The sequence below is a fragment of the Avibacterium paragallinarum genome, assembly GCF_900450705.1.
Lineage (GTDB): Bacteria > Pseudomonadota > Gammaproteobacteria > Enterobacterales > Pasteurellaceae > Avibacterium > Avibacterium paragallinarum.
Genome location: NZ_UGHK01000001.1, coordinates 571,728 through 597,958 on the forward strand (window position 1 = coordinate 571,728; position 26,231 = coordinate 597,958).

Genomic DNA, 26,231 nt, shown 5'->3' on the forward strand with positions numbered 1-26,231 from the left:
ATCCACTTCCTTTTCTTAATTAAGATGATTGCTCATCTTTTGCTTCTCTAATACGTTGGTAAATTTCTTCTCGATAGACAGACACTTCTTTCGGCGCATTCACACCCACTTTGAGCTGATTACCACGAACACTTAATATCGTAATAGAAATCTCATCACCAATGAGTAAGCTTTCGCCAACTTTTCTGGTTAAGATTAGCATACAACCTCCTCATTCTCTTATTCGACATCCTATCGATAATTTACCCCCTTCCAAAGGAACATCTACCTAATTAATGTTACCGCATTTATATTCACAATGTGATGAACAAACCTCAAAGTTGTGAGCTACGGCACAAAATTTTTCATTATAAATGTGAATGTAGCCACTCCTTACACATAGAAAGGGCTTTTTCGACATTTTCAGGTTGTGATCCGCCTGCCATAGCCATATCAGGACGACCACCACCTTTTCCTCCAACTTGCTGAGCCATTAGGTTAACTAATTCTCCAGCTTTAACTTTAGAGGTTAAGTCTGAGGTTACACCAACGACTAAGTTCACTTTACCCTCAAATACGGATGCAAAGGCGATAATTGCTGAGCCAAGTTGGTTTTTCAGATCATCTACCATCACGCGTAGTGATTTGGTTTCCATTCCATCTAGTTGTTGTAACACAACAGAAATCCCGTTAATTTCCACCGCACTTTTAGCAAGATAAGATCCGGCTTGCATTGCGGCTTTTTCTTTTAACTGTTGTAATTCTTTTTCTGCTTTTTTTGCTTTATCTTGTAACTGCTGAATTTTATCTGCCAGTGAATTCGCATCAGATTTCAATAAATCTGCACTTTGTGTCAAGATTGTCATTTGTTGATTAAGCCAATCGATCGCCACTTCGCCCGTCACTGCCTCAATGCGGCGAATGCCCGCCGCAATAGCAGTTTCACTGATGATTTTGAATAAACCTATCTCACCCGTATATTGAGCGTGAATCCCTCCACAAAGTTCAATAGAAAAATCGCCCATTGTGAGAACACGCACTTGTTCGGCGTATTTTTCTCCAAATAATGCCATTGCACCTTTTTCTTTAGCCGCATCTAAATCCATAATTTCAGTTTGAATAAGGTGATTAGCACGCACTTGTTGGTTCACTAATTTTTCCACTTCAAACAGCTGTTCTTTAGAAATGGCTTCAGGTTGTGCAAAGTCAAAACGTAATAAATTGTCTGATACCAACGAGCCTTTTTGCACAACGTGCTTGCCTAGCACTTGGCGTAATGCGGCGTGTAATAAGTGCGTTGCACTGTGGTTTAAGGAAATTTGTTTACGGCGTGCTACATCAACAACGGCATTCACCGATTGCCCAACGCTTAACGTGCCTTCTGCAAGCACACCAATATGCCCAAATACTTGACCATATTTTTGCGTATCAGTAACGTTGAACAAGAAGTTCTGCCCTTCTAAACGCCCTGTATCACCTACTTGACCACCAGATTCTGCATAAAATGGCGTATTTTCCAAAATTACCACCGCACTTTGTCCAGCACTAATTTGTTCTACCGGCTTACCTTCATAGAAAAGTGCGGTGATTTTTGCAAGACTTTCCGATTCGCTATAACCTTCAAATGCGGTTAAACCGTCCACACGAATAACGTTGTTATAATCCATACCAAATTGGCTGGCTGATTGTGCACGCTGACGTTGTGCTTCCATTTCACGCTCAAAGCCAGCTTCATCAATAGTGATGCCACGTTCACGGCACACATCGGCAGTAAGATCGAGTGGGAAACCAAAGGTATCATAAAGTTTGAACGCCACTTCACCAGACAGCACACCGTCTTTCACTTGGCTTAAGGCTTCATCTAATAAGGTCAAACCTCGTTCTAAGGTGCGTGCAAATTGTTCTTCTTCTAAGCGTAAGATTTTTTCTATATGTGCTTGATTATCTTTGATTTCTTTACCCGCTTCCGCCATTACTTCTGCAAGGGTTGGCACAAGTTTATAGAAAAAGGCATCTTTCGCACCTAACAAATGCTCGTGGCGAACCGCTCGACGGATAATACGGCGGAGTACATAGCCTCGCCCTTCATTAGATGGCAACACGCCATCAGCAATCAAATATGCACACGAACGAATGTGGTCTGCGATTACGCGTAAGGATTTATTGCCTAAATCTTTCTCACCTGTCAATTCTGCTGCTTTTGCGATAAGGGTTTTAAAAATATCAATATCATAGTTGGAATTAACGTGCTGTAATACGGCGGTAATACGCTCTAAGCCCATTCCTGTATCCACTGATGGTTTTGGTAATTTTTCCATTGTGCCATCAGCTTGGCGGTTGAACTGCATAAAGACGATATTCCAGATCTCAATATAGCGATCGCCATCTTCTTCTGGTGAACCCGGCGGTCCACCCCAAATATGATCACCGTGATCGTAAAAAATCTCGGTACAAGGACCACACGGACCAGTATCTCCCATTTGCCAGAAATTATCAGAGGCATAAGGTGCACCTTTATTATCGCCAATACGAATAATACGTTCTGCTGGAACACCCACTTGCTTATGCCAAATATCGTAGGCTTCATCATCGGTTTCATACACCGTTACCCAAAGTTTTTCTTTTGGTAGCCTCAACCACTCTGGTGAGGTTAAATATTCCCACGCAAAAGTGATTGCATCTTGTTTAAAATAATCACCAAAACTGAAATTACCTAGCATTTCAAAGAAGGTGTGATGACGTGCGGTATAACCTACGTTTTCTAAATCGTTATGTTTTCCGCCTGCACGCACACACCTTTGTGCGGTTGTTGCACGAGAATAAGGACGTTTATCCAAACCAAGAAAAACGTCTTTAAACTGATTCATTCCTGCATTAGTAAATAATAAGGTAGGATCGTTTTCTGGAACAAGCGAACTGCTCGGGACAATTTGATGTCCTTTACTATGAAAAAAATCAAGGAAAGATTTTCTAATTTCTGCGGTTGTTTTCATTAAAATGCCTTATTGTATTCCCAATAAATTCATATCAAATCTCGTTATTGTGTCATATTTTTAAAATTTAGAAAAAACTTTTTTCTCTGTATAAAAAAATAAAAGGATCTGTACCTTTTATGAAAGTTGAATCGATCATAGTTAGTGTACAGATCACTGTCTAAATAAATTGAAATAACTTTTATTCGTCTCGTAACGGAATCACCAGCATATCAACATTAATTGCATTCATTACCTGACGGGTTGAAGACATTAATTTACTCCAAAAATCTTGATGATGTCCCGTTACTAACAAATCAACATCATATTTATCAATCGCATCAACTAATACCTGCCCCAAATCACCACTGCCACTTAGTTTCTCAGAGATCGGATAACTCGCTTGCTCGGACAAATGTACCAATGCTTGATGAGTTTCAGTAGAAATTCGATCTTGCATCGAAGACATATTGACATCAATCAACCCCGTATAAAGATCTGAGAAATTAACATCAACGTGGATAATAGATAATTTTGCCTCATTTCTTTTCGCAACACTCGCAGCTTTTTCCACTAAAAATGCACTTTCATCTGAAAGATCAACAGCAACTAAAACGTGTTTATACATAATTTGCTCCTTTCTCTTATATCTAGGGTAAATGAATTGCTTCTGTAGTAATACTAACACTTGTGTAATAAAAAAAATATGCACTGGATCACGTTTTTAAAAAAACATTTATTTTTATCAATAAAAACGTCTTTAAAAAGAAATTTTTGCATCGCTAATAATCACCTTGTATTATTTTCTACCTTAATTTTTATCTAAACACACATACTCAAGAAATATGAACAATTCTATCTCCAATTTCGTTGAACTCATCGCCAAATTACGCGATCCCAATGGTGGCTGCCCTTGGGCTCTCAAACAAACTTACCACACAATGATTCCCTGTTTATTAGAAGAAAGCTATGAGGTGGTGGAAGCCATTGAGCAACAAAACCCCGCTAATTTACACGAGGAACTCGGGGATTTATTGCTCCAAGTGGTGTTTTTCAGCCAACTCGCTCGCGAGGATAATTTATTCACTTTTGATGATGTGGTGAATGAAGTGACTGAAAAAATTATCCGCCGCCACCCGCACGTTTTCGGTGATAAAAAAGCTGGAGATGAACAAGAAGCCTTGCAAAACTGGAACGCGATAAAAGCCCAAGAGCAGAAAAGCACGCTGCAGCATTCGATTCTTGACAATATCCCCCACGCCTTTCCCGCATTGAGCCGAGCAGAAAAATTACAAAAACGTTGTGCCAAAGTAGGATTTGATTGGGACAGCCCAACAGCCGTTATCGAAAAAGTGCAAGAAGAGCTACAAGAGGTTCAAATGGAGCTTCAACGCAGCCCGCAACAGAGTGAAAAAATCGAAGAAGAAATCGGGGATTTATTGTTCGCCGTGGTGAATTTAAGCCGCCATCTGCATTGTTCGCCAGAAGAAGCGTTACGCAAAGCCAACCACAAATTTGAACGCCGTTTCCGCCAAGTTGAACAATTATTGACAAACCAAGAAAAAACCCTGCAACAGGCTTCGCTAGCCGAGTTAGATTTGCTTTGGAATGAGGTGAAAGCACAAGAAGCGAAATAAGCCTTTGCACAAAAGCCTACTATCAGTATAAAGTGCGGTGTTTTTACAGTCTGTTTTGCTGATAAAAAGTGATCTGCCCCCAAAAAGTTAGACTATATTCTAATTTCATTCAAGGACTGAGTTCTGTATTCCACAGGGCTTAGTCCTTTGAGCTTCACTTGAATACGCTCATTGTTGTAGTAATGAATGTACTCGTGAATCACTTTTTCAAGCTGTTCAAAGGTTTCAAACCGCTTGCCAAAGTAACATTCCGTCTTCAATCGCCCGAAAAAGCTTTCCATCGCACCATTATCAAGGCAATTGCCTTTTCTCGATATACTTTGCTTAATACCGTGTTTTTTCAATATCTCCCGATAACCCATCATTTGATACTGCCACCCTTGGTCGGAATGCAGTATCGGTTTTTCCCCCGCTAATCGGTTCACCGCCTGGGTCAACATTCTGGTTATCTGCTCAAAATTCGGACTTCTCGCCACATCATAAGCAATAATTTCGTTATTAAACAAGTCTTTAATCGGCGATAAATACACTTTGCCTTCCGCACATTTGAACTCGGTGATATCCGTTACCCACTTCTCATTCGGCATCGTTGCCGTAAAATCCCGTTGCAACAGATTATCGGCAATGTGTCCCACTTTGCCTTGGTAAGAACGATATTTTTTCTGCTTACTTTTTCCTTTTAACCCCAAACGTTGCATTATCGCTTGCCCCCTTTTGTGGTTGATAATCAAGTATTTCCTTAATTCCAAGGTAATTCGACGATAACCATAATTTTCGTCATTTTTGCGATAAATTTCCTCTATTTTCTGTGAAATCGCTACATTTTTATCCGACTTTGGCTTGAGATGATAAAAGAACGAACTGCGTGCCAATCCGATTAGCCTGAGTAACAATTCCAACGGGAAACGCGAGCGTAAGGCATTTACGATGACGGCTTTTTCTGCATTTTTTGTTGGTTGAGTTCCTGCAACTTTTTTAGCATTGCATTCTCCGCTTCTAATTCCAAAATTCGGTAACGCAAGCGTTCTTCTTCTGTTTTGGGCGTTGGTGGCATTTTAGGTGAGTTGAGTTTCATACTTGGACGACCTTTAGGTTTGAGTAATAACCCATCTATACCTTGTTTTTCAAAGCGTTGCAACCATTGACTAATTATCCCTGAACTGGGGATATCAAAGTGAAAGCAGGCGGCTTCAGCGGAGCACTGGCCTTTTTTGATAGCTTGAATAACCTTTAATTTAAACTCAACAGAATAACATCGTTTTTTACCTAACACAGCCAATCCATTGATTCCATTATGATTAAATTTCGCAATCCAACGTGCTAACGTGCTTTGGGGAAGCTGAAAATACTGGCGAGTAAGCGAACGGTTTTTTCCATTTTGATGATAAAAGTCGAGCACTTGTTGTTTGAAACGTTGAGTATATTTAGTCATAAAAAATCTGCACCTTAATCAGTTGGTTGTTTAGTCCAACTTTTGGGGTGCAGATCAGGTTTTGGCTTGTTTTTGTTAAAGAAGTAAAGAACGAATAGAAAAGATAAAGAATGTAAAGAATTTAAAGAATTATCTTGGCGGCGAAAGTGCAGTGGACCCACCTAAATCCATGCCGAACTTAGAAGTGAAACGCTGTAACGCCGATGGTAGTGTGGGAATTTCCCATGTGAGAGTAGGACACCGCTAGGTTTTGAATGAAAGAAGAACGCCATTGAGGGAACTCAATGGTGTTTTTTGTTGTTTCTTATATTTATATTTTCTTGTATTTTTGGGCTTACTGGATATTGCATTTTATCCTTTAAATAGGCTAATGGGATTTACCTCAGTTGATTTTGAGAAAGTTCTAGTAGCTATAAATATCATTTAGATGAGTATTATAAGATGTACTTATATCAGAAAAAATCTGACAAAATTACACCGCACTTTGGTTTGGTAAGTTTAATCACTTTTTTAGAAGAAAATACGGCTTGAGGGTTAGTTTTATCTTGCATTCATTGCATTTTTTATAGTAGAATCCATCCCCTATCCTGTAAGGATAGATTCGTCCCGAAAGGGTGTTATTAATTTTAGCGGAGTACTAAGATGATCCAAGAACAGACTATGCTGGACGTTGCTGATAACTCAGGCGCTCGCAGTGTAATGTGTATCAAGGTTCTAGGTGGATCGCACCGTCGTTACGCTGCTATTGGTGATATCATCAAAATTACTGTGAAAGAAGCAATTCCACGCGGTAAAGTTAAAAAAGGTGATGTATTAAAAGCAGTTGTTGTGCGCACCAAGAAGGGTGTTCGTCGCCCAGATGGATCAGTCATTCGCTTCGATGGCAATGCTTGCGTTATTTTAAATAATAACAGTGAGCAACCAATCGGTACTCGTATTTTTGGACCAGTGACTCGTGAACTTCGTTCTGAGAAGTTTATGAAGATCATTTCTTTGGCACCAGAAGTACTATAAGGAGTAGAGAGAAATGGCTGCAAAAATTCGTCAAAATGATGAAGTAATTGTTCTTGCTGGTAAAAGCAAAGGCAAACGTGGTAAGGTAACTCAAGTGTTACCAAACGGTAAAGTAATTGTTGAAGGTGTAAATATCATCACTAAACACGAAAAACCTGTTCCTGCTTTAGGCAAAGAAGGTGGTTTAGTGAAAAAAGAAGTGCCAATTGATGTGTCAAATGTTGCGATCTTTAACCCGAAAACAAACAAAGCTGACCGTGTAGGTTTTAGATTTGAAGATGGCAAAAAAGTCCGTTTCTTCAAGTCTAATAATGAAATTATTTAATTGTAAACTGGAGTAATGCGATGGCGAAACTGCATGATTACTACAGAGATCAAGTAGTTAATGAATTAAAAAGTAAATTCAACTACTCGTCTGTCATGCAAGTCCCACGAATCGAAAAGATTACCCTGAATATGGGTGTGGGTGAAGCATTGACCGATAAAAAATTGCTAGATAATGCGGTAGCAGATTTAGCAGCGATTAGCGGTCAAAAACCTTTAATTACTAAAGCACGCAAATCTGTTGCAGGCTTTAAAATCCGTCAGGGATATCCAATCGGTTGTAAAGTAACACTACGCGGTGAGCGTATGTGGGAGTTCCTTGAACGTTTAATTACAATCGCTGTACCTCGTATCCGCGATTTCCGTGGTTTAAGTGCGAAATCTTTCGACGGACGTGGTAATTACAGTATGGGTGTGCGTGAGCAAATTATCTTCCCAGAAATCGACTACGATAAAGTAGATCGTGTTCGTGGTTTAGATATCACTATCACAACAACTGCAAAAAGCGATGAAGAAGGTCAAGCATTATTGGCTGCCTTTAATTTCCCATTCCGTAAATAAGGCAGGTTACAGATGGCTAAACAATCAATGAAAGCACGTGATGTAAAACGTGTGAAACTCGCTGAGAAATTCTATACAAAACGTATGGAATTGAAAAAAATCATCTCTGATGTGAACTCATCAGATGAAGATCGTTGGGCTGCTGTGTTAAAGCTACAAGCTTTACCTCGTGATTCAAGCCCTAGCCGCCAACGTAACCGTTGCAACCAGACTGGTCGTCCACATGGTGTGTTACGCAAGTTTGGATTGAGCCGTATTAAAGTTCGTGAAGCAGCAATGCGTGGCGAAATTCCTGGCCTTAGAAAAGCAAGTTGGTAATTTACTACTTTATTTTGGAATCGGAGTAAAAGCACAATGAGTATGCAAGATCCAATCGCAGATATGTTGACCCGTATTCGTAACGGTCAAGCTGCGAACAAAGTTGTGATCAGTATGCCTTCCTCCAAGCTAAAAGTGGCAATTGCCAATGTATTAGCTGAAGAAGGGTATATTGAAAGCGTTAATGTTTTAGAAGGCACTAAGCCTGAGTTGGAAATTACGTTAAAATATTTCCAAGGTAAACCAGTTGTAGAAAGTATTCAACGCGTAAGCCGTCCAGGTCTTCGTATTTATAAACGTAAAGACGAATTACCAAAAGTAATGGGTGGTTTAGGTGTGGCTGTTATTTCTACATCTAAAGGTGTGATGACTGATCGCGCAGCTCGCCAAGCGGGCTTAGGCGGTGAGATTATCTGTTATGTAGCTTAATAGAGAGGTAGGAAAATGTCTCGTGTTGCAAAAGCACCTGTTAGTATTCCTGCCGGCGTTGAGGTTAAACTTGACGGACAGCAACTAACAGTTAAAGGTAAGAATGGTGAGTTATCTCGCACTATTCATAACTCAGTTGAAGTTAAACAAGATAATAATGAATTAACTTTCGCGCCTCGTGCAGGCGTAGTTGGTGCTGACGCGCAAGCGGGTACAGCTCGTGCATTAGTTAATGCAATGGTTATCGGTGTTACTGAAGGCTTCACTAAGAAGTTACAATTGGTGGGTGTAGGTTACAGAGCTCAAATGAAAGGCAACGTGGTTGCATTAAGTTTAGGTTTCTCTCACCCTGTTGAGCATACATTACCTGCTGGCGTTACTGGTGAATGTCCATCACAAACAGAAATCATTCTGAAAAGTGCTGACAAACAGTTAATCGGTCAAGTCGCAGCAGATATTCGTGCTTATCGCCGTCCTGAACCTTATAAAGGTAAAGGTGTACGTTATGCTGATGAAGTTGTACGTACAAAAGAGGCTAAGAAGAAATAATTAAGGTAACACTATGGATAAGAAATCAGCTCGTATCCGTCGTGCGGCTCGTGCTCGTCATATGATGAGAGAGCAGGGAGTTACTCGTTTAGTAGTTCACCGCACTCCTCGTCATATTTATGCACAAGTGATCGCACCAAACGGTTCAGAAGTGCTTGCCGCTGCTTCTACTGTTGAGAAAGCAATCAGTGAGCAAGTTAAATATACCGGAAATAAAGATGCTGCTGCAGTGGTTGGTAAAATTGTTGCAGAAAGAGCCTTAGAGAAAGGCATCAAAGATGTAGCATTTGACCGTTCTGGTTTTAAATATCATGGTCGCGTCCAAGCTTTAGCGGATGCTGCCCGTGAAGCTGGTCTACAGTTCTAATAGAGGTAATTTGAGATGGCAAACATCGAAAAACAAGCTGGTGAACTGCAAGAGAAGCTAATCGCGGTAAACCGTGTTTCAAAAACAGTAAAAGGTGGTCGTATTATGAGCTTTACTGCATTAACTGTGGTAGGCGATGGTAACGGTCGTATTGGTTTTGGTTATGGTAAAGCGCGCGAAGTTCCGGCAGCGATCCAAAAAGCGATGGAGAAAGCTCGTCGCAATATGATTACTGTGGCTTTAAATGAAGGCACATTACAACACCCAATTAAAGGTTCACATACAGGTTCTCGCGTATTTATGCAACCTGCAAGTGAGGGTACGGGGATTATTGCAGGCGGTGCAATGCGTGCAGTATTAGAAGTAGCAGGTGTTCGTAACGTTCTTTCAAAAGCATACGGTTCAACAAACCCAATTAATGTTGTTCGTGCAACAATTGATGCATTGGCAAATATGAAATCACCAGAAATGGTTGCTGCGAAACGTGGTAAATCCGTTGATGAAATTTTGGGGTAATGGACAATGGCTAAAACTATTAAAGTAACACAAGTTCGTAGCTCTATTGCTCGTTTACCGAAGCATAAAGCTACATTGCGTGGTCTTGGTCTTCGTCGTATGCACCATACTGTTGAGTTAATCGACACTCCAGCAGTGAGAGGTATGATTAACCAAGTTTCATATATGGTTAAAGTGGAGGACTAAGAGAATGCGTTTAAATACTCTATCTCCAGCGGAAGGTGCTAAACATAGTGCAAAACGCTTAGGGCGCGGTATTGGTTCAGGCTTGGGTAAAACAGGTGGTCGTGGTCATAAAGGTCAAAAATCTCGTACTGGTGGCGGTGTTCGTCGCGGGTTCGAAGGTGGTCAAATGCCTTTATACCGTCGTTTACCAAAATTTGGTTTTACTTCAATGAAATCTGCCGTAACTGCTGAAGTTCGCTTAAATGACTTAGCAAAAGTGGAAGGAAATGTGGTTACATTAGATGCGTTAAAAGCAGCAAATGTATTAACTAAAGATATTCAATTTGCAAAAGTTATTCTTGCAGGCGAGATTAAGTCAGCAGTAACTATTCGCGGTTTACGCGTAACTAAAGGCGCTAAAGCAGCAATTGAAGCAGCTGGCGGTTCGATTGAGGAATAATTGACAAATGGCTAAACAACCAGGTTATCAAAGTCGAAGTACTCAAAGCGGTACAGGTGAACTAAAGAGCAGATTATTATTTGTGCTAGGTGCACTGATTGTTTTCCGTATTGGTTCTTTTATTCCGGTTCCTGGTATTGATGCGGCCGTTTTAGCTCAATTGCTTGAACAGCAAAAAGGTACCATCATTGATATGTTTAATATGTTCTCTGGTGGTGCTTTGAGCCGTGCTTCAGTATTTGCGTTGGGTATTATGCCATATATTTCGGCTTCTATTATCATCCAACTTTTGGTAACGGTTCATCCTGCTTTATCAGAATTAAAGAAAGAAGGTGAGGCTGGTCGGCGTAAAATCAGTAAATATACGCGTTATTCGACATTAGTTCTTGCTACTATTCAGGCAATCGGTATTTCTACAGGATTGCCTAATATGCTACCTGGATTAGTTCCTGATTTAGGATTTGGTTTTTACTTTACGGCAGTGATTAGTTTGGTCACAGGAACAATGTTCTTAATGTGGCTAGGTGAACAAATTACTGAACGAGGTATAGGCAATGGCATCTCTTTGATTATTTTTGCAGGTATTGTTGCTGGTTTACCTTCTGCGATTGGCACTACAATTGAGCAAGCGCGTCAAGGGCAAATGCATTTTTTAGCTCTGTTGTTTATCATCGTTATTGTTTTTGCTGTAACCTATTTTGTTGTTTTTGTAGAGAGAGGACAACGTAGGATTAAAGTTGAGTATGTAAAGCGTCAGCATGGACGTCAGATTCTTGGTGGACATAGCACTCATTTACCTCTGAAAGTGAATATGGTTGGTGTTATTCCTGCTATTTTTGCTTTAAGTATTATTTTGTTTCCTGCCACTATTACTTCTTGGTTTGGGCAAGGGGCAAGCTTAGAGTGGTTAACTGATTTATCGATGTTATTACATCCGGGTCAGCCTTTATATTTGATCGTTTATGCTATAGCTATTATTTTCTTTAGCTTTTTTTATACGGCAATGCAATATAATCCTCGTGATACGGCAGAGAATTTGAAAAAATCTGGTGCATTTATTCCGGGGATCAGACCAGGAGAACAAACATCACGTTATATTGATAAGATCATGAGTCGTTTGACTTTGATTGGTGGTTTATATATCACATTCGTATGTTTAGTTCCTTATATTATGACATCAGCTTGGAATGTCCAATTTGATTTTGGTGGTACTTCTTTGCTGATTGTTGTAGTGGTAATTATGGATTTCATCGTTCAGATTCAAAGTCATTTGATGTCAACAAAATATGAATCTGCGTTGAAAAAAGCAAACCTTAAAGGTTTTGGGCAGTAATGCTCATATAGTGAAAGGGATAAGCAATGAAAGTTCGTGCTTCCGTAAAGAAATTATGTCGTAACTGTAAAATTGTTAAGCGTGAAGGGGTTGTTCGTGTTTTATGTAGCGATCCTAAACATAAACAACGTCAAGGTTAATTGATATTTTTCTTGCAAATAACCAGCTGGGTATATATAATGCTCAGCTCATTTATGTCCTTGATATACTGTTTGAGTATCCTGAAAACGGGCTTTTCAAGATCAGTATATCAATTAGTTAAAATAATAGGAGTGCATAGTGGCCCGTATTGCAGGCATTAACATTCCTGATCAAAAACATACTGTAATTGCATTAACTTCAATTTACGGTATCGGTAAAACTAGAGCAAAAGCTATTTGTGCTGCGACAGGAATTGCTGAAGACGTTAAGATCAGAGAATTGTCTGAAGAGCAGATTGATAAACTGCGTGACGAAGTTGGTAAATTTACCGTTGAAGGTGACTTACGTCGTGAAGTAACACTTAACATTAAACGCCTATTAGATTTAGGTTGTTATCGTGGTTTACGTCATCGTCGTAGCTTACCGGTGCGTGGTCAACGTACTAAAACTAATGCGCGTACCCGTAAGGGTCCACGTAAGCCGATCAAGAAATAAGTCGGGGTAAATTAAATGGCAAAAACACCAGTTCGTGCACGTAAACGTGTAAAAAAACAAGTAGTAGATGGCGTTGCTCACATTCACGCATCTTTCAATAATACAATCGTTACTATTACTGACCGTCAAGGTAATGCTCTAGCATGGGCTACTGCTGGTGGTTCAGGTTTCCGTGGTTCTCGTAAATCAACACCGTTTGCTGCACAGGTTGCGGCAGAGCGTTGTGCGGAAATGGTCAAAGAATTTGGCTTAAAGAACTTGGAAGTTATGGTAAAAGGACCGGGGCCTGGTCGTGAATCGACAATCCGTGCATTAAATGCTGCGGGTTTCCGTATTACGAACATTACTGATGTTACCCCGATCCCACATAACGGTTGTCGTCCACCGAAAAAACGTCGTGTGTAAGACGTATTAGGATAGTTGGAGAAAGAAAATGGCAAGATATTTGGGTCCAAAACTCAAGCTAAGCCGTCGTGAAGGTACTGACTTATTCCTTAAGTCAGGAGTACGCGCGATTGATTCAAAATGTAAAATTGATACAGCACCAGGTCAGCACGGTGCTCGTAAACCTCGTTTGTCAGACTATGGTAGTCAGTTACGTGAAAAGCAAAAAGTTCGTCGTATCTATGGTATTTTAGAGCGTCAATTTCGTAATTACTACAAAGAGGCAAACCGTTTAAAAGGTAATACTGGTGAAAATTTACTAGTGTTATTAGAAGGTCGATTGGATAACGTTGTTTATCGCATGGGTTTTGCAGCAACACGTGCAGAAGCTCGCCAATTAGTGAGTCATAAAGCAGTTGTTGTTAATGGTCGTGTGGTTAATATCCCATCTTTCCAAGTTTCTGTAGGTGATGTTGTAGCTATTCGTGAGAAATCTAAGAAACAAGCTCGTATTAAAGCGTCATTAGAACTAGCAGAACAGAGAGAAAAACCAACTTGGTTAGAAATTGATGCTGCTAAAATGGAAGGTGTGTTCAAACGTGTTCCTGAACGTTCTGATTTATCAGCAGACATTAACGAACATCTGATCGTAGAGCTTTATTCTAAATAATAGTTAAAGCTTCGTAGCAAAGAGAGGATAAAATGCAGGGTTCTGTTACAGAATTTTTAAAACCACATTTAGTTGATATTGAGCAAATTAGCTCTACTCATGCTAAAGTGATCTTAGAGCCGTTAGAGCGTGGCTTTGGTCATACTCTAGGTAATGCATTACGCCGAATTCTTCTATCTTCAATGCCAGGTTGTGCAGTTACTGAAGTGGAGATCGATGGTGTATTGCATGAGTATAGTAGTAAAGAAGGTGTTCAAGAAGACATTCTTGAAGTGCTTTTAAACTTAAAAGGCCTAGCGGTTAAAGTACAGAATAAAGATAATGTATTTCTGACACTAAGCAAATCTGGAATTGGCCCTGTTGTTGCAGCAGACATTACTCATGATGGGGATGTTGAGATTGTGAATCCTGAGCATGTTATTTGCCATCTTACTGATGAAAACGCTTCAATTAATATGCGTATTCGTGTTCAGCGTGGTAGAGGATATGTTTCAGCTTCAACGCGAGTTCATTCTCAAGATGAAGAGCGTCCTATTGGTCGTTTATTAGTAGATGCTTGTTATAGCCCAGTTCAACGAATTGCTTATAATGTTGAAGCTACTCGTGTAGAACAGCGTACAGACTTAGATAAGCTAGTAATTGAGTTAGAAACAAATGGTACTATTGATCCAGAAGAAGCAATTCGCCGTGCTGCAACGATTTTAGCAGAGCAACTGGATGCATTTGTTGATTTGCGAGATGTTCGTCAGCCTGAAATTAAGGAAGAAAAGCCGGAGTTTGATCCGATTCTTTTACGTCCTGTTGATGATTTAGAGCTGACAGTTCGTTCTGCTAACTGTTTGAAAGCAGAAACAATTCACTATATCGGTGATTTAGTACAACGTACGGAAGTTGAATTATTAAAAACACCTAATTTAGGTAAGAAATCTCTTACTGAAATTAAGGACGTTCTGGCTTCCCGAGGCTTATCACTTGGTATGCGCCTTGAAAATTGGCCACCAGCAAGTATTGCTGAAGATTAGTGGTCATTAGGTTAAGATTTTTCTGAGAAGGATAAGATCATGCGCCATCGTAAGAGTGGTCGTCAACTAAACCGTAATAGCAGCCATCGTCAAGCGCTGTTTCGTAATTTAGCAAATGCTTTGGTAAGTCATGAAATAATCAAGACTACTTTACCAAAAGCTAAAGAATTACGTCGTGTAGTTGAGCCGTTAATTACATTAGCAAAAGAAGATAGTGTTGCAAACCGTCGTTTAGCTTTTGCTCGTACTCGCAACATTGAAACTGTTGCTAAATTATTCAATGAGTTAGGTCCACGTTTTGCACAGCGTGCTGGTGGTTATACTCGTATCTTAAAATGTGGATTCCGTGCTGGTGATAATGCTCCAATGGCATACATTGAGTTTGTTGATCGCCCAGTAGCATCTGAAGAAACTACAGTTACTGAATAATTTTAGATTTTTGAAAGCCTACATTTAGTAGGCTTTTTTTATATCTGAAATTTATTAAAGGATATTTTATGTCGTATTTAATAATTTGGATATAAGGATTATTGCCTTTGTATCTATCATTAGTGCCACATTTATTGATGAGAAACAGTAAGAGCAATTGTAAGAATACGATAGAATAAACTAATGCTATGATTTTGAAATCAAAAATACTTATATAAGAATAGGAAATCTAGATGATTTCCTATAGCTGTTTATTTGGTTTCTACTCTATATTGCACTAAATCCTCAATCGTCATTACGGGATAGCCAAATTTTTTGGCAAATTCTACAATTTCTGGTGTGCGTGCCATTGTGCCATCGTCATTGGTGATTTCGCAAATTACAGCGGCAGATTTGTAGCCTGCGAGATGAGCGAGATCAACGGAAGCTTCTGTATGTCCACGGCGTTTTAGAACCCCCCCCTCTTCTGCACGTAAGGGGAAAATATGGCCTGGGCGGTGGAGATCTTGTGGTTTGGCATTGTCTGCCACTGCAGTTTTAATAGTAGTTACACGATCGGCTGCGGATACTCCAGTGGATACTCCCTCAGCAGCTTCAATGGTGATGGTAAAAGCGGTTTTATTGACGCTGGTGTTGCGCTGAACCATTGGTGGCAGTTCGAGCTGTTGGCAGAGTTCATCGCTTAAACAAAGGCAAACAATACCACTGCCATAGCGAATAAGTTTTGCCATTTGCTCAGTGTTGATGGTCTCGGCAGGGAAGATGAGATCCCCTTCATTTTCGCGATCTTCATCGTCTAAAACCAAAACACCATTGCCTTGTCTGAAAGCATTAATGGCGTTGGCAACGCGTTCTTTCGGTGTGCCAAATTGGGCTAAAATTGACTGATTCATAGTAAAAAACCTTTTAATAACAAATTGATACTTGAATCAGGGCTGATGAGGGAAGTTTTCGTTAGAGAGGAAAATCCATAACAAAAGCAGATTTTATTTTTAATAAAATCTGTCTATTCTCTTTCATCCAGACTATTACTGTCGGCTTTGGATTTGCACCAAATCTGCTGACTTTATTCACGAAGAATAAACGCTCGTGGGCTGATGAGTACTGACTCACTTACCACCGGTAGGGAATTTCGCCCTGCCCTGAGAATGTGTGCGTAGTATAACGCAATCTTAATGGAGAAAAAATGTTTTTCTTTGGAGCGATATTGCATACAATAGACAACATAATTGTAATGAATGAGGTTTTTATGCTAAATCCACAAAAAATAGAGCAAGTGATACAACAAGTTCAAAATGCTTTGCCACAAGGTATGAAAGATCTCGGTAAAGATGCCGAGGCGAAATTTAAGCAGGTTCTACAGGCTCAGTTGGCTAAGCTTGATGTGGTTACTCGTGAAGAATTTGAGGTACAAACCCAAGTGTTGATGCGTACTCGCGAAAAACTTACTGAATTAGAAAAACGGCTTGATACGCTATTGGCACAAAAAACGGATTAAAATCTCACCGCACTTTTGTGTAAGTGCGGTCTTTTTTTACATAATTTTAAGCGTTAATGCTATTGAGGAGCTTATTGATGTCTAGTTTCGCCTATTTACAACAAAAACGAAAACAACTTCATTTAAAAGTAAGCGAAGTTTGCGAACAAGCCAATATTACGCGTGCTTATTTTAATCAGCTAGTTAGTGGCAAAATTAAAAATCCGAGTGCTGCAAAGCTTTCGGCACTGCATAAGGTACTACAAATTACTGAACAGCTAGATAAAAAAGTAGGTGTCATTTTTGGTAAATTTTACCCTGTTCACACAGGGCATATTAATATGATTTATGAGGCTTTCAGTAAGGTTGATGAAGTTCACGTTGTGGTGTGTAGTGATACGGAGCGGGATCTCAAACTCTTTTATGATAGCAAAATGAAGCGAATGCCAACGGTGCAAGATCGTCTGCGTTGGATGCAACAAATCTTTAAATACCAGAAAAATCAAATCGTTATTCATCACCTAGTGGAAGATGGTTTACCGAGCTACCCAAATGGATGGGAAGCTTGGGCAGAGCGGGTAAAGCAATTGTTTAACGAGAAGAACGTTAATCCAAGTGTCGTATTTAGCAGTGAACCTCAAGATAAAGCCCCTTACGAGAAGTATTTGAATCTGCAGGTAGAATTGGTTGATCCACAGCGTCAATTTTTTAATGTGTCTGCCACTAAAATTCGCAATAATCCTTTCCATTATTGGAAATTTATTCCGAAAGAAGTGCGTCCATTTTTCGCCAAAACCATTGCGATTTTAGGTGGAGAAAGCAGTGGTAAGACAGTATTAGTGAATAAATTGGCGACCGTTTTTAATACTACGTCCGCGTGGGAATATGGTCGAGAGTTTGTGTTTGAACAGCTTGGTGGTGATGAGCAAGCGATGCAATATTCTGATTACCCACAAATGGCACTGGGACATCAACGTTATATTGATTATGCAGTTCGCCACGCTCATAAAGTGGCAATTGTGGATACAGATTTCATTACTACGCAAGCATTTTGCATTCAATATGAAGGTAAAGCCCACCCATTTTTAGATTCAATGATTAAAGAATATCCGTTTGATATTACCATTCTACTGAATAACAACACTAAATGGGTTGATGATGGATTGCGTAGTTTAGGTAGTCACAAACAACGGCAACGTTTCCAACAGTTATTGAAAAAACTTTTGGATAAATATAATGTGTCTTATATCGAAATTGAGTCGCCAAGTTATCTAGAACGCTACAATAAAGTGAAAGAGATTGTGGAAAAAATTCTCAACGAAGAAGAATTGCCCGAGCTAATTCACGATAAATTGCTTTTTGAGGAATAAAATGATTTTATTTGCAGGCGATCCACACGGTGCATATGAACATCTTTATCCTTTTTTGCAAGGAAGGGAGAATATTGCCCTGATTATCCTCGGCGATCTCCAACTCACCAGCCCTGCAGAACTTGACAAGTTGGCACAATATTGTGATCTCTGGTTCATTCACGGTAATCACGACAGTAAAACGGTGGCAGCATTTGAAGCTATTTGGGGATCGCAATGGTGTAGTCGAAATTTGCACGGTAAAGTGGAAACTATTCAAGGCAAACGTATTGCAGGATTAGGTGGTGTATTCCGTGGACAAATCTGGATGCCGCCTTACCGTCCTTCCTTTTTTGATCCGATTCATTTTTGTCAATATAGCCCCGCTGAGCGAATTTGGCGTGGTGGTGTGCCTTTGCGTCATCGCACCTCGATTTTCCCTTCTGATTTTGAACAGCTAGAAACTCAGCAAGCGGATATTTTAATTACACACGAAGCTCCTAAACCTCATCCACGTGGTTTTGCTGTGTTTAATCAGCTTGCGGAAAAAATGGGGGTTACCCATATTTTTCACGGACATCACCACGAAAATTTTGATTATCATCACACAAATCAAAATGCAGAACTGAAAATTACCAATGTGGGTTTTCGTAGTCTTTGTGATGAGGCAGGCAATTACTTACTTAAAAATATTGATCCTAGATAACCCGTGGTATCTATGGGAAATGACATCGTGTTTTCTGTTATTGATTGGCTTTTCATTCACATAAATTTATGTCAAACTGAAACTCAAAAGAACGTGTAGCTTAGTAGGATAGAGCAGTCCCCTCCTAAGGGACAGGTCGGCGGTTCGACCCCGCCCACGTTCGCCATACAATAAAAAACCTTGTGGATTTTGCCACAAGGTTTTTTATAACGGATTATTCTAAATTTATTTTTATACGAAACCTGTGTATCTTATTATTTACACTTATGGTTTCATAATAGAAGAAGATGGAAAAATCTCGCGAAAATTCCACCGCACTTTATTCCATCACCAACCCCTCCGCCACCACTTCCGCTTGTTTCAACACAAACTCAATGGCGTCTGTTGCTAAGTCGGGTGGGTATTTGTATTTCAGCAAGGCACGGCGGATTAATACACGCATTTTGGCACGTACCGCTTCTTTATGTTGCCAGTCGATGGTGACGGATTTACGCAGTTGGGCGGTGATTTCTTTAGCTAGAGCAGTGAGGGTGGAATCTTCCATTTTTTCCACCGCACTTTGATTTTGGATTAAGGCATCGTAAAACGCCAGTTCGGTGCTGTTTAGCCCCAAGGTTTCGCCACGTGAAAGGTGTTGCTCGAACTCTTTCGCCATTGCCACCAATTCTTTGATGATTTCCATCACGCTTAAATTGTGGTTGTGGTATTGGTTCATCGCTTCTTTGAGCCGTTGCTCGAAAGTTTTTTGCGTGCCGAGATTGTGTTGTGCTTTGTTTTTAATGGAAGATTTCAGGTAGCCTTCAATGGCTGCCAGCCATAAATCGGGCGTGTCGCTGGCCTCCACTCTGCCCATAAATTCTTCGGAAAGCAGAGAAAGATCGGGGCGTTCTTCTTCCATTAAGTCGAACAAATCCACCACGCCATTTGAACGCACTGCCTGATTGAGCAAGGTAACCAGTTTTAATTGTCGCTCTTTGGGTGAGTTGGGGCGGTGCTGTTGCTCAGGCTTCACAATGGTGGCACGCACGGCATCATAAAAGGCGATTTGCTGGCGGTATGGCTGGATTTCTTCCATTGAGCCACACAGGGAAAAGCCTTTTTTCGCCAGTCGCACCGCTTGCAAAAAGGCATTTTTGCGTGGGGTTTTCTCCCCTTGTGCGGATTTTTGCGGATAAAGTGCGGTGTGATTTTCTGCTGTTTTTTGTCGATCTAAGGCGAGGATATGGTTCGCCGCTTGGCAGATGGCATTGAGCAATTTTTCAGGTTCGCTAATATGTAATGCCGCTGTTAAATCAAAGGGTTTGCCGTCCACTGGGCTGGCGAATTGCCCGCGAATGATGTCCAAATATTCCAACATTTTTTGAAAAACTTGATGAATATCGGTGGTAACGGCATCTTTGCCGCCTGCGTTGGTGTATTGCTGGGTGGCTTGTTTCAGTTCCTCTGCCAAGCCGATATAATCCACGATCAAGCCGCCATTTTCACGGCTTTTGTTGCGAAAAACACGGTTCACCCGTGCAATGGCTTGCATCAGGTTATGCCCTTGCATTGGCTTGTCGATATACATTGTATGGCAACAAGGGGCATCAAAGCCCGTGAGCCACATATCTCGCACAATCACCAGTTTGAGCGGATCATCGGGGTCTTTAAAACGTTTTTCTAACTGTTTTTTCTCGGTGAACGGGTAAACGTGGGCTTGCATTTCTTCGGGGTCGCTGGCGTTGCCCGTCATCATCACTTTCACCACGCCTTGATTGACATCATCGCTATGCCAATCGGGGCGTAACTTAATGATTTCATTATATAATTTCACGCAAATACGGCGACTCATCACCACCGCCATCGCCTTGCCCTCTGAAAGTTGGTTACGCTCTTCAAAATGTTGCACCAAGTCTTGGGCGAGGTGGGCGAGGCGTTGTTCTGTTCCCATTAATTGTTCCAGCAAGCGGAAAGAATAGCTATCTTCGTCTTCCTCTAAAATTTCTTGGGCTTCTTGCACGGCGTGATGAAATTGCTGGCTTTCTTGTAAGGGAATTTGGCGTGCTTCGTAAATAATCGGCACGGTTGCCCCGTCTTCCACCGCATCTTGAATATCGTAAATGGAAATATAACGCCCGAACACCTCTTGCGTGTCCTTGTCTTCAAGGCTCAAGGGTGTACCCGTAAAGCCGATAAAACTGGCGTGGGGCAGGGCGGCACGCAGGTATTTGGCATAGCCATCACGATATAGCCCTTGCTGGTTGATTTTTTGCGAAAAGCCATATTGTGAGCGGTGGGCTTCATCGCTGATCACAATAATATTGCGGCGGTCGTTAAGGACAGGGTGTTGCTCCTCGCCCTCACGCAAACCGAATTTTTGAATGGTGGTGAAAATAATGCCGCCGCTTTCTCGTTTCGCCAGCTCCGCACGCAATTCTTCCCGACCGTTGGCTTGAATCGGTGTTTGGCGGGTGATGTCTTGGTCTTGGCTAAAAGTGGCAAATAGCTGACCGTCTAAATCATTGCGATCGGTAACCACCACAATGGTGGGGTTTTGCAATTCAGGCTGGCTGATGAGTTTGCCTGCATAAAACAGCATCGACAGCGATTTGCCCGAACCTTGCGTATGCCAAATCACGCCGATCTTGCGACTATCCCCCAAATAGGCGGCAATGGTGGATTCCACCGCTGCATTCACGCCGTAAAACTGATGATAGGCGGCGATTTTTTTCACTGTTTGTCCACGGCTATCGCTTTCAAACACCACAAAATCACGCACATAATCGAGCAACACCGCAGGCGAAAACAGCCCTTGCAACAGCCCTGTTTGCTCATTTTCAAAAGGAATGCGTTGGCTTTGCTGGCTTTCGTCCACCACTTTCCAAGGCAAAAAGCGTTGAAAATCTGCCGTAAGCGAGCCAAGCCGTGCGGTTGTGCCGTCTGAAATCACCATTAATTGATTGAACACAAATAGATCGCTGATTTCCCGTTTATAGGTTTGCAACTGCTCAAAGGCTTTATCAATGCCAGCATTCACCTTGAGCGGATTTTTCAGCTCAAAAATCGCCATTGGTAAGCCATTGATAAAACACAAAATATCAGGAATACGTTTGCCTTTTGTGCCTTGAATTTCCAACTGATTAATGGCATAAAAACTGTTTTGCTCAGGCTGCCGGAAATCCACCAACAACGCCACATCGTGCTTTTCCTGCCCGTTTTCCTGATAACGCACCGCCACGCCTTGTTTCAACTGACGATAAAACCGCTGATTACGCTCCGCCAATGGGGCAATATCACTTTTACACACCTCCGCTGCCACCTCTTCCAACACCGCAGACGGCAAGTGGGGATTAATCCGCACTAAGGCTTCCAACAGCAACGGCTTTAACACCACCGCTTGCGTGGTTTCTCGCCAAGGATAAGCCAAACCCTCTAACACCTCCTTGCCATAGGCATACCGCCAGCCCAGCGATTGCAACTGCTCCAGTGCTAAATTTTCAATGGTGGATTCGGTGATGTGCATAGTGTTTCCTTTTTATATCATAATTGCGGATAGATCTAATTTCATTGCGTGTGAAATCTTGATGATTGTTGAAAATTGAGGTTTTGAGCCAGGTCGTAAGGCTTTATATAGACCCGAACGATCTAGCCCTGTTTCTTTTGCAAGGTTGTGCATTCCTTTTGCCCTAGCGACATCACGCAACGCATTTGTGAATAGCTCAGGGGTATTGTCATCAATAGAAGCCTGTAATGTTTCTACTAAGTAACCTTGTATTAATTCTTCTGAGGTTAAAACTTCAGCGGTGTCCCAATCTTTAATTTGATATTTTTTAATTGCGTTCATTGTTTAATTCCTCCAAAACAGCTTGTGCCATTTCTGTTGCTAGAATAATGTCTTTGGATTGTGTGCCTTTATGCCCACCTAAAACTAAAAGGTAAACGGCATCACCGATGACGGTGTAATAAACACGATAACCTTTTCCTTCTGTAATTCGCATTTCCCATAAAATCTCATTGAGACGTTTATGATCGCCAAAGTTTCCAAAACTTGCTCGATTAATGCGAGTAATGATTTTTTTCTTAGCGTTAATGTCTTTTAATTTATCTAGCCATTCGATAAATGCCTGACTACGCCTAATTTTATTGATCATCACTAATTCCTTAAAATTGCACATCGACTAACATTGTAGACACTTGTCTACAAGAACGCAATTTTTATTTTAATCCTCTCTTTACTATGTAGGGGCGAACCTGTGTGTTTGCCCGTTTCGATAATTATTCTTTGTTTATCAATTTAGTTGTTTTTTCGGGTGGGCACATAGGTCCACCCCTACATTTTTTTACTTATCTTTATATTTACTGGAAAGATAAAGTGCGGTGGTTTTTTTCGTTATTTTTTATTAGAAGAATTATTTTTTCTTTTTATTTCTCTGTATTTTTCTAATGCCTCTAATGATTTAAGTTTATATTCTAACTCTTGTTTTTTTAGCTCGGCAATTCTTCGTTCACATTCAAGAATTCTGAGTTTAATATCATCAGTTTTCTGCTGATGTTTTTCTTCTGGCGTGAGGTTATTTTCTGCCTGCGTGGTGCGTTTCCGTTTTTTACTTCCTTTTTCTTTTTGCGGTGGTAAAGAAATAGGTGCGTCTAAGCTGTTTTCTGTTTGGGTTAGCGGAATAATTAAATTGCTTGGGGTTTTCTCTGTAGGTTCGAGTAATAGCGGTTCATTATTTACGGAATTTTCAATTTGTGCTTTTTCTTTCGCTTTTTTTCTCTGAGCTAATTTGTCTATTATAAAAGCAAATGCAGCAATGATACCAATCAGTGTAAAAAAGCCAGCACAAAAAGCGGCTATCCAAATTGGTGTGTGATTATCACGTTCAACAAAAGGAATAGCTAAAGTAGAAAATAGACCAAAGATAAGTAAACAAATGCCAAATGAAGCACACCACTTTATTATTCTATTTTCTAATACTATCACAAAGGCAAATGATGCAGCGATACCTAAGAACGCAAGATAACCTAAAGGCATAATAATAAATAGCATAGTTAGCATAAATTTAGGCAGCAAAAATAAAAATAAAATAAAAAAGATAGAACCAAAACCACTAAATAAAACCTGAAACATATTAATTTTCCTCTTTTGATTTTTGTTTTTAAGCTCCCCTAGCCCCTCTTTTCATAGAGGGGAATAATTAGTGGGGAATATGATTTTTTCTAAAAACATTATTAATTTTTTACCGCACTTTATTTTATTAAATGCCTTGCCACGTAGGAGCGAAGCTGTGTGTTCGCCCGTTTTATCAGGTGATATTTTTATTCGCCTTTTTTAGTTGTTGTCGTTTTATCTAATATCCTAGAAAGTAATTCTTCCATTGGAATTTTTTCGGCAGTTGATTTATCCAGTAGTAAAGCTGGATTTAAAGCTAAACTTTCCATAGTAACCTTATGTAAAGTATTAAGTACCTCACGATAAGAGTTGGTATCTCCCGTTGGAACAGTATAAAAAGTACTTTTTATAAATTTTAGATAGTTTAAGTAAGATTGAGCTATAACGGCTTTGTGTAGATAAGCCTGTTCTAATTTTTTAGATTCATTTACTTTTTTATTCGTAAATAAAATAGCCCAGATAAAAGGCATAATGATTATTATCTTATTGATAAAATTGTTAAGTTTAATTTCATTTTCTCCTAAAGAGAGAATAAATGTTATAGAGCCTATAAAAAATAACAATACTAATAATATATAGAAAAAGGCGGTATAACGCTTATTTATTTTTAAAAAATTTTCAGCTTGTTCATTAAAAGCTTTTTTTATACTATGTGTTGTTAATTCTCCAAATAGGTTGTTTGCTCTCTTTTCAATATTTTCTATTTGCTCTTTTGTTGCCTTGTCATATTTTTCTAATATGGCTATATTAGGGATATTTCCTCCTATTTGATTTAAATAATCTGTCATCTCATTAACTAAATTTTCCACTTTTTGGCAGTGTTGCGTAGAAAGGGTATAATTATCTTCATTAATAAGATACTTTTTTATATTTAATAAGTAATCTGTTAATTTCTTTTTGTTCTCTTCAGATAATAGCTCAAGAATGAAAGGTGAAAAATAATAAGGCAATACATCAATATTAATTTTTATACTATTTTCAGGCTGCATATCTTCTGATGTTAATTTTAATAAATATGATCTAATGGTAGTCCAATGGCTCTGTATAGATTTTAAGTCAGTTCTATTGTTCATAGCTCAATCTCCCCATTTAAAAGTTTTGGTAGTAAGGTATCTCTTAGGTTTTCTAATGTATTATTCTCATTTTTATTGAGTAATATCTTTTCTAAAAGATCTAAATGTACTTTAGAAAAATAATTTATTAAATCATCATTAGGTATTGTAATAGAATAATTCAATACTCTTTCTTTATCTGTATGAGGAACGCTTGTTCCTGTTGTATTTGCTTTAATATCCTCTTCTTTATTTTTCATAAACTGGTAGAAGAAAGATATATATTTTCCACTCGTTAAATTTATTTTTGCAAATGTAGAGCCTACAATGCCTTTATATCCAATAGTTATATTTCCTGCTGAACCGTCCATAGATATTAAAATGTCTAGTTTGTCAGCAATAATCATTCCTTCTGGAGAAGCAAAAGAAATATTTTTTCCCGATAGAGTAGCCATTGTTATATAGGGTAAAAGTCCTTCTTGCTGATTTTCTGAAAGATTTTTTGGCTTTTTTCCTTTGATAAATTTCGCTATATCCTTAACTTTCTTCACCTCCCACCCCTTCGGCACTAGCCCCATTTCACTTTCCACAAACTCGCTGGGGAAGGCTTGGGCGGTTTGTTGGAGTTGGTGATAGGCTTCGGGGGTGGTGTGTTGAAGTGCGGTGATTTCTGCAAGGGTTTTTCCGCTGAGACAAGCCATTGTGGCAAGTTCGGCTTGCTCTGGGCTTGCCCCTGAGGCTAAGGCGTTGGCTTTGGCGTGTACGGGGGCGAAGTCGATAAACCAATGCTTGAAAATCGCCTGTGCGATTTGTTCTAGGGTTTGGTTGGTTTGGGTGTTGAGGGTGATTTTTTGATCAAAGGCATCTAAAGTATCAACAACTTTTTTTCTATCTGAAGCATTTTCTAAAAATCTCACTTCTATGGAGTTTAATGCCTTTTGAGATATTTTCTTTTGAACCGCCCCAGTAATAAACGGTGATATTTTGACCTGTTTTAAGGCATAGTATAAATATTTCGTTTCGTAGTCATTTTCTCCTTTTAATACGTGTGTATGATTATTGACCCAGTATTTTCCGTTAGCTAATTGTAAGACAGGGAAACCCTCTTCAGTTTCAACACTTCCATCTTCGGCTATTAATAAACTTAATCCAGTATGAGTGAAGCCATCTACATAATCAATGATCTTAGCAGCACCATAATAGGGATATTCGCCTTGTATTTTGCTTCTTTCCCTAGAGGAAAGAGGTTTTCTGAATTTATCAAAATTCTTAGAAATATCTTCTATTTTTCTATACATTTT

Annotated in this window: 32 protein-coding genes, 1 tRNA gene, 1 rRNA gene and 1 riboswitch; of the genes, 23 read left to right on the forward strand and 11 right to left on the reverse strand. The window is 39.8% G+C overall.

The genetic code is table 11. The features are described from left to right. Positions 1 to 19: 19 nt before the first annotated feature. From csrA to uspA, 3 genes are all read right to left on the reverse strand, one after another. Positions 20 to 202: a carbon storage regulator CsrA gene (gene csrA / locus DXZ23_RS03050; protein ID WP_017805540.1), complete on the reverse strand. Its 183-nt coding sequence runs from the start codon at positions 200 to 202 to the stop codon at positions 20 to 22. A 145-nt stretch (positions 203 to 347) separates the two neighbouring features. Next, positions 348 to 2,972, reverse strand: coding sequence for an alanine--tRNA ligase (alaS, locus tag DXZ23_RS03055; protein ID WP_017805539.1), 2,625 nt, complete (start codon positions 2,970 to 2,972; stop codon positions 348 to 350). 181 nt (positions 2,973 to 3,153) lie between these two features. Next, on the reverse strand, positions 3,154 to 3,579 hold the full coding sequence (uspA, locus tag DXZ23_RS03060; RefSeq protein ID WP_017805538.1) for a universal stress protein UspA: 426 nt from the start codon (positions 3,577 to 3,579) through the stop codon (positions 3,154 to 3,156). A 217-nt stretch (positions 3,580 to 3,796) separates the two neighbouring features. Here uspA and mazG point away from each other — a divergent pair, with 217 nt between their 5' ends. Next, a complete protein-coding gene (gene mazG, locus DXZ23_RS03065; protein ID WP_035696013.1) occupies positions 3,797 to 4,588 on the forward strand; it encodes a nucleoside triphosphate pyrophosphohydrolase in 792 nt (263 codons plus the stop codon). 92 nt (positions 4,589 to 4,680) lie between these two features. On the opposite strand, the gene DXZ23_RS03070 is transcribed toward mazG, so the two are convergent. After that, positions 4,681 to 6,020 (reverse strand): IS3 family transposase gene (locus DXZ23_RS03070; protein ID WP_114995407.1). Its coding sequence is split into 2 segments (ribosomal slippage): positions 4,681 to 5,570 and positions 5,570 to 6,020, totalling 1,341 coding nucleotides; the frame shifts between segments, so codons are not numbered across the junction. Positions 6,021 to 6,153: 133 nt separating this feature from the next. On the opposite strand from DXZ23_RS03070, the gene rrf reads away from it, so the two are divergent. The 18 genes from rrf to rplQ all read left to right on the forward strand — a co-directional run bounded on the left by rrf (position 6,154) and on the right by rplQ (position 15,197). Continuing rightward, positions 6,154 to 6,269: ribosomal RNA gene (gene rrf, locus DXZ23_RS03075) — 5S ribosomal RNA — on the forward strand. Positions 6,270 to 6,662: 393 nt separating this feature from the next. Beyond that, positions 6,663 to 7,034 (forward strand): 50S ribosomal protein L14, encoded by a 372-nt coding sequence (gene rplN / locus DXZ23_RS03080; protein ID WP_017805535.1) that lies wholly within the window; start codon positions 6,663 to 6,665, stop codon positions 7,032 to 7,034. A 13-nt stretch (positions 7,035 to 7,047) separates the two neighbouring features. After that, the gene (rplX, locus tag DXZ23_RS03085) at positions 7,048 to 7,359 is read left to right on the forward strand and encodes a 50S ribosomal protein L24 (protein ID WP_017805534.1); all 312 of its coding nucleotides are present in this window, start codon (positions 7,048 to 7,050) and stop codon (positions 7,357 to 7,359) included. A gap of 20 nt (positions 7,360 to 7,379) precedes the next feature. After that, entirely contained in the window at positions 7,380 to 7,919 is a 540-nt protein-coding gene (gene rplE, locus DXZ23_RS03090) for a 50S ribosomal protein L5 (RefSeq protein ID WP_017805533.1), read from the forward strand. Between the two features lie 12 nt (positions 7,920 to 7,931). Then, complete coding sequence (rpsN, locus tag DXZ23_RS03095; RefSeq protein WP_017805532.1) at positions 7,932 to 8,237, forward strand: 30S ribosomal protein S14; 306 nt, start codon at positions 7,932 to 7,934, stop codon at positions 8,235 to 8,237. A 36-nt stretch (positions 8,238 to 8,273) separates the two neighbouring features. Beyond that, positions 8,274 to 8,666, forward strand: a complete 393-nt coding sequence (gene rpsH / locus DXZ23_RS03100; protein WP_017805531.1) for a 30S ribosomal protein S8 — start codon at positions 8,274 to 8,276, stop codon at positions 8,664 to 8,666. A 15-nt stretch (positions 8,667 to 8,681) separates the two neighbouring features. Further along, positions 8,682 to 9,215 (forward strand): 50S ribosomal protein L6, encoded by a 534-nt coding sequence (gene rplF, locus DXZ23_RS03105; protein WP_017805530.1) that lies wholly within the window; start codon positions 8,682 to 8,684, stop codon positions 9,213 to 9,215. A 13-nt stretch (positions 9,216 to 9,228) separates the two neighbouring features. Beyond that, complete coding sequence (gene rplR, locus DXZ23_RS03110) at positions 9,229 to 9,582, forward strand: 50S ribosomal protein L18 (RefSeq protein ID WP_017805529.1); 354 nt, start codon at positions 9,229 to 9,231, stop codon at positions 9,580 to 9,582. A gap of 15 nt (positions 9,583 to 9,597) precedes the next feature. Beyond that, the gene (rpsE, locus tag DXZ23_RS03115; RefSeq protein ID WP_017805528.1) at positions 9,598 to 10,098 is read left to right on the forward strand and encodes a 30S ribosomal protein S5; all 501 of its coding nucleotides are present in this window, start codon (positions 9,598 to 9,600) and stop codon (positions 10,096 to 10,098) included. A gap of 6 nt (positions 10,099 to 10,104) precedes the next feature. Beyond that, positions 10,105 to 10,284: a 50S ribosomal protein L30 gene (gene rpmD / locus DXZ23_RS03120; protein ID WP_017805527.1), complete on the forward strand. Its 180-nt coding sequence runs from the start codon at positions 10,105 to 10,107 to the stop codon at positions 10,282 to 10,284. A 4-nt stretch (positions 10,285 to 10,288) separates the two neighbouring features. Beyond that, positions 10,289 to 10,723 carry a 50S ribosomal protein L15 gene (rplO, locus tag DXZ23_RS03125; RefSeq protein ID WP_017805526.1) on the forward strand — a complete coding sequence of 145 codons (435 nt, stop codon included), beginning with the start codon at positions 10,289 to 10,291 and terminating at the stop codon, positions 10,721 to 10,723. Positions 10,724 to 10,730: 7 nt separating this feature from the next. Then, positions 10,731 to 12,056 (forward strand): preprotein translocase subunit SecY, encoded by a 1,326-nt coding sequence (gene secY / locus DXZ23_RS03130; RefSeq protein WP_017805525.1) that lies wholly within the window; start codon positions 10,731 to 10,733, stop codon positions 12,054 to 12,056. 26 nt (positions 12,057 to 12,082) lie between these two features. Further along, positions 12,083 to 12,196 (forward strand): 50S ribosomal protein L36, encoded by a 114-nt coding sequence (gene rpmJ / locus DXZ23_RS03135; RefSeq protein ID WP_005548767.1) that lies wholly within the window; start codon positions 12,083 to 12,085, stop codon positions 12,194 to 12,196. 139 nt (positions 12,197 to 12,335) lie between these two features. Next, positions 12,336 to 12,692, forward strand: a complete 357-nt coding sequence (gene rpsM / locus DXZ23_RS03140) for a 30S ribosomal protein S13 (RefSeq protein WP_017805524.1) — start codon at positions 12,336 to 12,338, stop codon at positions 12,690 to 12,692. Between the two features lie 15 nt (positions 12,693 to 12,707). Further along, positions 12,708 to 13,097: a 30S ribosomal protein S11 gene (gene rpsK / locus DXZ23_RS03145; RefSeq protein WP_012072238.1), complete on the forward strand. Its 390-nt coding sequence runs from the start codon at positions 12,708 to 12,710 to the stop codon at positions 13,095 to 13,097. Positions 13,098 to 13,125: 28 nt separating this feature from the next. After that, complete coding sequence (rpsD, locus tag DXZ23_RS03150; protein ID WP_017805523.1) at positions 13,126 to 13,746, forward strand: 30S ribosomal protein S4; 621 nt, start codon at positions 13,126 to 13,128, stop codon at positions 13,744 to 13,746. A 32-nt stretch (positions 13,747 to 13,778) separates the two neighbouring features. Then, positions 13,779 to 14,768 (forward strand): DNA-directed RNA polymerase subunit alpha, encoded by a 990-nt coding sequence (locus tag DXZ23_RS03155; protein WP_021724701.1) that lies wholly within the window; start codon positions 13,779 to 13,781, stop codon positions 14,766 to 14,768. 39 nt (positions 14,769 to 14,807) lie between these two features. Continuing rightward, positions 14,808 to 15,197 carry a 50S ribosomal protein L17 gene (rplQ, locus tag DXZ23_RS03160; protein ID WP_035696016.1) on the forward strand — a complete coding sequence of 130 codons (390 nt, stop codon included), beginning with the start codon at positions 14,808 to 14,810 and terminating at the stop codon, positions 15,195 to 15,197. 251 nt (positions 15,198 to 15,448) lie between these two features. On the opposite strand, the gene ribB is transcribed toward rplQ, so the two are convergent. Next, entirely contained in the window at positions 15,449 to 16,090 is a 642-nt protein-coding gene (gene ribB / locus DXZ23_RS03165) for a 3,4-dihydroxy-2-butanone-4-phosphate synthase (protein WP_017805522.1), read from the reverse strand. A gap of 111 nt (positions 16,091 to 16,201) precedes the next feature. Continuing rightward, positions 16,202 to 16,351, reverse strand: a riboswitch (FMN riboswitch). Positions 16,352 to 16,446: 95 nt separating this feature from the next. Between ribB and ubiK the strand changes: the two genes are divergently transcribed. From ubiK to DXZ23_RS03185, 4 genes are all read left to right on the forward strand, one after another. After that, a complete protein-coding gene (ubiK, locus tag DXZ23_RS03170; protein WP_026138468.1) occupies positions 16,447 to 16,695 on the forward strand; it encodes a ubiquinone biosynthesis accessory factor UbiK in 249 nt (82 codons plus the stop codon). Between the two features lie 77 nt (positions 16,696 to 16,772). Continuing rightward, a complete protein-coding gene (nadR, locus tag DXZ23_RS03175) occupies positions 16,773 to 18,044 on the forward strand; it encodes a multifunctional transcriptional regulator/nicotinamide-nucleotide adenylyltransferase/ribosylnicotinamide kinase NadR (protein WP_021724704.1) in 1,272 nt (423 codons plus the stop codon). Between the two features lies 1 nt (position 18,045). Next, on the forward strand, positions 18,046 to 18,729 hold the full coding sequence (locus DXZ23_RS03180; protein ID WP_017805520.1) for a metallophosphoesterase family protein: 684 nt from the start codon (positions 18,046 to 18,048) through the stop codon (positions 18,727 to 18,729). Between the two features lie 89 nt (positions 18,730 to 18,818). Then, positions 18,819 to 18,895, forward strand: a tRNA-Arg gene (locus DXZ23_RS03185). A 153-nt stretch (positions 18,896 to 19,048) separates the two neighbouring features. Here DXZ23_RS03185 and DXZ23_RS03190 read toward each other — a convergent pair. The 6 genes from DXZ23_RS03190 to DXZ23_RS03215 all read right to left on the reverse strand — a co-directional run bounded on the left by DXZ23_RS03190 (position 19,049) and on the right by DXZ23_RS03215 (position 26,228). Further along, positions 19,049 to 22,231 (reverse strand): type I restriction endonuclease subunit R, encoded by a 3,183-nt coding sequence (locus tag DXZ23_RS03190; protein WP_035696020.1) that lies wholly within the window; start codon positions 22,229 to 22,231, stop codon positions 19,049 to 19,051. 12 nt (positions 22,232 to 22,243) lie between these two features. Next, positions 22,244 to 22,552 carry an addiction module antidote protein gene (locus tag DXZ23_RS03195; protein ID WP_017805517.1) on the reverse strand — a complete coding sequence of 103 codons (309 nt, stop codon included), beginning with the start codon at positions 22,550 to 22,552 and terminating at the stop codon, positions 22,244 to 22,246. Then, positions 22,539 to 22,859, reverse strand: coding sequence for a type II toxin-antitoxin system RelE/ParE family toxin (locus tag DXZ23_RS03200; protein ID WP_017805516.1), 321 nt, complete (start codon positions 22,857 to 22,859; stop codon positions 22,539 to 22,541). Before DXZ23_RS03200 ends, DXZ23_RS03195 begins: the two co-directional genes overlap by 14 nt. A 239-nt stretch (positions 22,860 to 23,098) precedes the next feature. Then, positions 23,099 to 23,836, reverse strand: a complete 738-nt coding sequence (locus tag DXZ23_RS03205) for an MFS transporter (protein ID WP_017805515.1) — start codon at positions 23,834 to 23,836, stop codon at positions 23,099 to 23,101. 188 nt (positions 23,837 to 24,024) lie between these two features. Then, positions 24,025 to 24,951, reverse strand: coding sequence for a hypothetical protein (locus tag DXZ23_RS03210; protein WP_017805513.1), 927 nt, complete (start codon positions 24,949 to 24,951; stop codon positions 24,025 to 24,027). Next, positions 24,948 to 26,228 carry a restriction endonuclease subunit S gene (locus DXZ23_RS03215; protein ID WP_021724707.1) on the reverse strand — a complete coding sequence of 427 codons (1,281 nt, stop codon included), beginning with the start codon at positions 26,226 to 26,228 and terminating at the stop codon, positions 24,948 to 24,950. The genes DXZ23_RS03210 and DXZ23_RS03215 overlap by 4 nt, the downstream gene beginning before the upstream one ends. Positions 26,229 to 26,231: the final 3 nt, after the last annotated feature.

Excerpts from the sequence above, each read along its gene's own strand:
- rplX (WP_017805534.1), top strand. The coding sequence starts at position 7,048 with ATGGCTGCAAAAATTCGTCAAAATGATGAAGTAATTGTTCTTGCTGGT.
- DXZ23_RS03155 (WP_021724701.1), top strand. The coding sequence starts at position 13,779 with ATGCAGGGTTCTGTTACAGAATTTTTAAAACCACATTTAGTTGATATT.
- rpmD (WP_017805527.1), top strand. The coding sequence starts at position 10,105 with ATGGCTAAAACTATTAAAGTAACACAAGTTCGTAGCTCTATTGCTCGT.
- rpsN (WP_017805532.1), top strand. The coding sequence starts at position 7,932 with ATGGCTAAACAATCAATGAAAGCACGTGATGTAAAACGTGTGAAACTC.
- secY (WP_017805525.1), top strand. The coding sequence starts at position 10,731 with ATGGCTAAACAACCAGGTTATCAAAGTCGAAGTACTCAAAGCGGTACA.
- alaS (WP_017805539.1), bottom strand. The coding sequence starts at position 2,972 with ATGAAAACAACCGCAGAAATTAGAAAATCTTTCCTTGATTTTTTTCAT.
- csrA (WP_017805540.1), bottom strand. The coding sequence starts at position 202 with ATGCTAATCTTAACCAGAAAAGTTGGCGAAAGCTTACTCATTGGTGAT.
- DXZ23_RS03210 (WP_017805513.1), bottom strand. The coding sequence starts at position 24,951 with ATGAACAATAGAACTGACTTAAAATCTATACAGAGCCATTGGACTACC.
- DXZ23_RS03180 (WP_017805520.1), top strand. The coding sequence starts at position 18,046 with ATGATTTTATTTGCAGGCGATCCACACGGTGCATATGAACATCTTTAT.
- ribB (WP_017805522.1), bottom strand. The coding sequence starts at position 16,090 with ATGAATCAGTCAATTTTAGCCCAATTTGGCACACCGAAAGAACGCGTT.
- DXZ23_RS03190 (WP_035696020.1), bottom strand. The coding sequence starts at position 22,231 with ATGCACATCACCGAATCCACCATTGAAAATTTAGCACTGGAGCAGTTG.
- mazG (WP_035696013.1), top strand. The coding sequence starts at position 3,797 with ATGAACAATTCTATCTCCAATTTCGTTGAACTCATCGCCAAATTACGC.
- uspA (WP_017805538.1), bottom strand. The coding sequence starts at position 3,579 with ATGTATAAACACGTTTTAGTTGCTGTTGATCTTTCAGATGAAAGTGCA.
- rpsK (WP_012072238.1), top strand. The coding sequence starts at position 12,708 with ATGGCAAAAACACCAGTTCGTGCACGTAAACGTGTAAAAAAACAAGTA.
- rpsD (WP_017805523.1), top strand. The coding sequence starts at position 13,126 with ATGGCAAGATATTTGGGTCCAAAACTCAAGCTAAGCCGTCGTGAAGGT.
- DXZ23_RS03205 (WP_017805515.1), bottom strand. The coding sequence starts at position 23,836 with ATGTTTCAGGTTTTATTTAGTGGTTTTGGTTCTATCTTTTTTATTTTA.
- DXZ23_RS03215 (WP_021724707.1), bottom strand. The coding sequence starts at position 26,228 with ATGTATAGAAAAATAGAAGATATTTCTAAGAATTTTGATAAATTCAGA.
- ubiK (WP_026138468.1), top strand. The coding sequence starts at position 16,447 with ATGCTAAATCCACAAAAAATAGAGCAAGTGATACAACAAGTTCAAAAT.
- rplQ (WP_035696016.1), top strand. The coding sequence starts at position 14,808 with ATGCGCCATCGTAAGAGTGGTCGTCAACTAAACCGTAATAGCAGCCAT.
- DXZ23_RS03195 (WP_017805517.1), bottom strand. The coding sequence starts at position 22,552 with ATGAACGCAATTAAAAAATATCAAATTAAAGATTGGGACACCGCTGAA.
- nadR (WP_021724704.1), top strand. The coding sequence starts at position 16,773 with ATGTCTAGTTTCGCCTATTTACAACAAAAACGAAAACAACTTCATTTA.
- rplO (WP_017805526.1), top strand. The coding sequence starts at position 10,289 with ATGCGTTTAAATACTCTATCTCCAGCGGAAGGTGCTAAACATAGTGCA.
- rplN (WP_017805535.1), top strand. The coding sequence starts at position 6,663 with ATGATCCAAGAACAGACTATGCTGGACGTTGCTGATAACTCAGGCGCT.
- rpsE (WP_017805528.1), top strand. The coding sequence starts at position 9,598 with ATGGCAAACATCGAAAAACAAGCTGGTGAACTGCAAGAGAAGCTAATC.
- DXZ23_RS03200 (WP_017805516.1), bottom strand. The coding sequence starts at position 22,859 with ATGATCAATAAAATTAGGCGTAGTCAGGCATTTATCGAATGGCTAGAT.
- rplR (WP_017805529.1), top strand. The coding sequence starts at position 9,229 with ATGGATAAGAAATCAGCTCGTATCCGTCGTGCGGCTCGTGCTCGTCAT.
- rplE (WP_017805533.1), top strand. The coding sequence starts at position 7,380 with ATGGCGAAACTGCATGATTACTACAGAGATCAAGTAGTTAATGAATTA.
- rpsH (WP_017805531.1), top strand. The coding sequence starts at position 8,274 with ATGAGTATGCAAGATCCAATCGCAGATATGTTGACCCGTATTCGTAAC.
- rplF (WP_017805530.1), top strand. The coding sequence starts at position 8,682 with ATGTCTCGTGTTGCAAAAGCACCTGTTAGTATTCCTGCCGGCGTTGAG.
- rpmJ (WP_005548767.1), top strand. The coding sequence starts at position 12,083 with ATGAAAGTTCGTGCTTCCGTAAAGAAATTATGTCGTAACTGTAAAATT.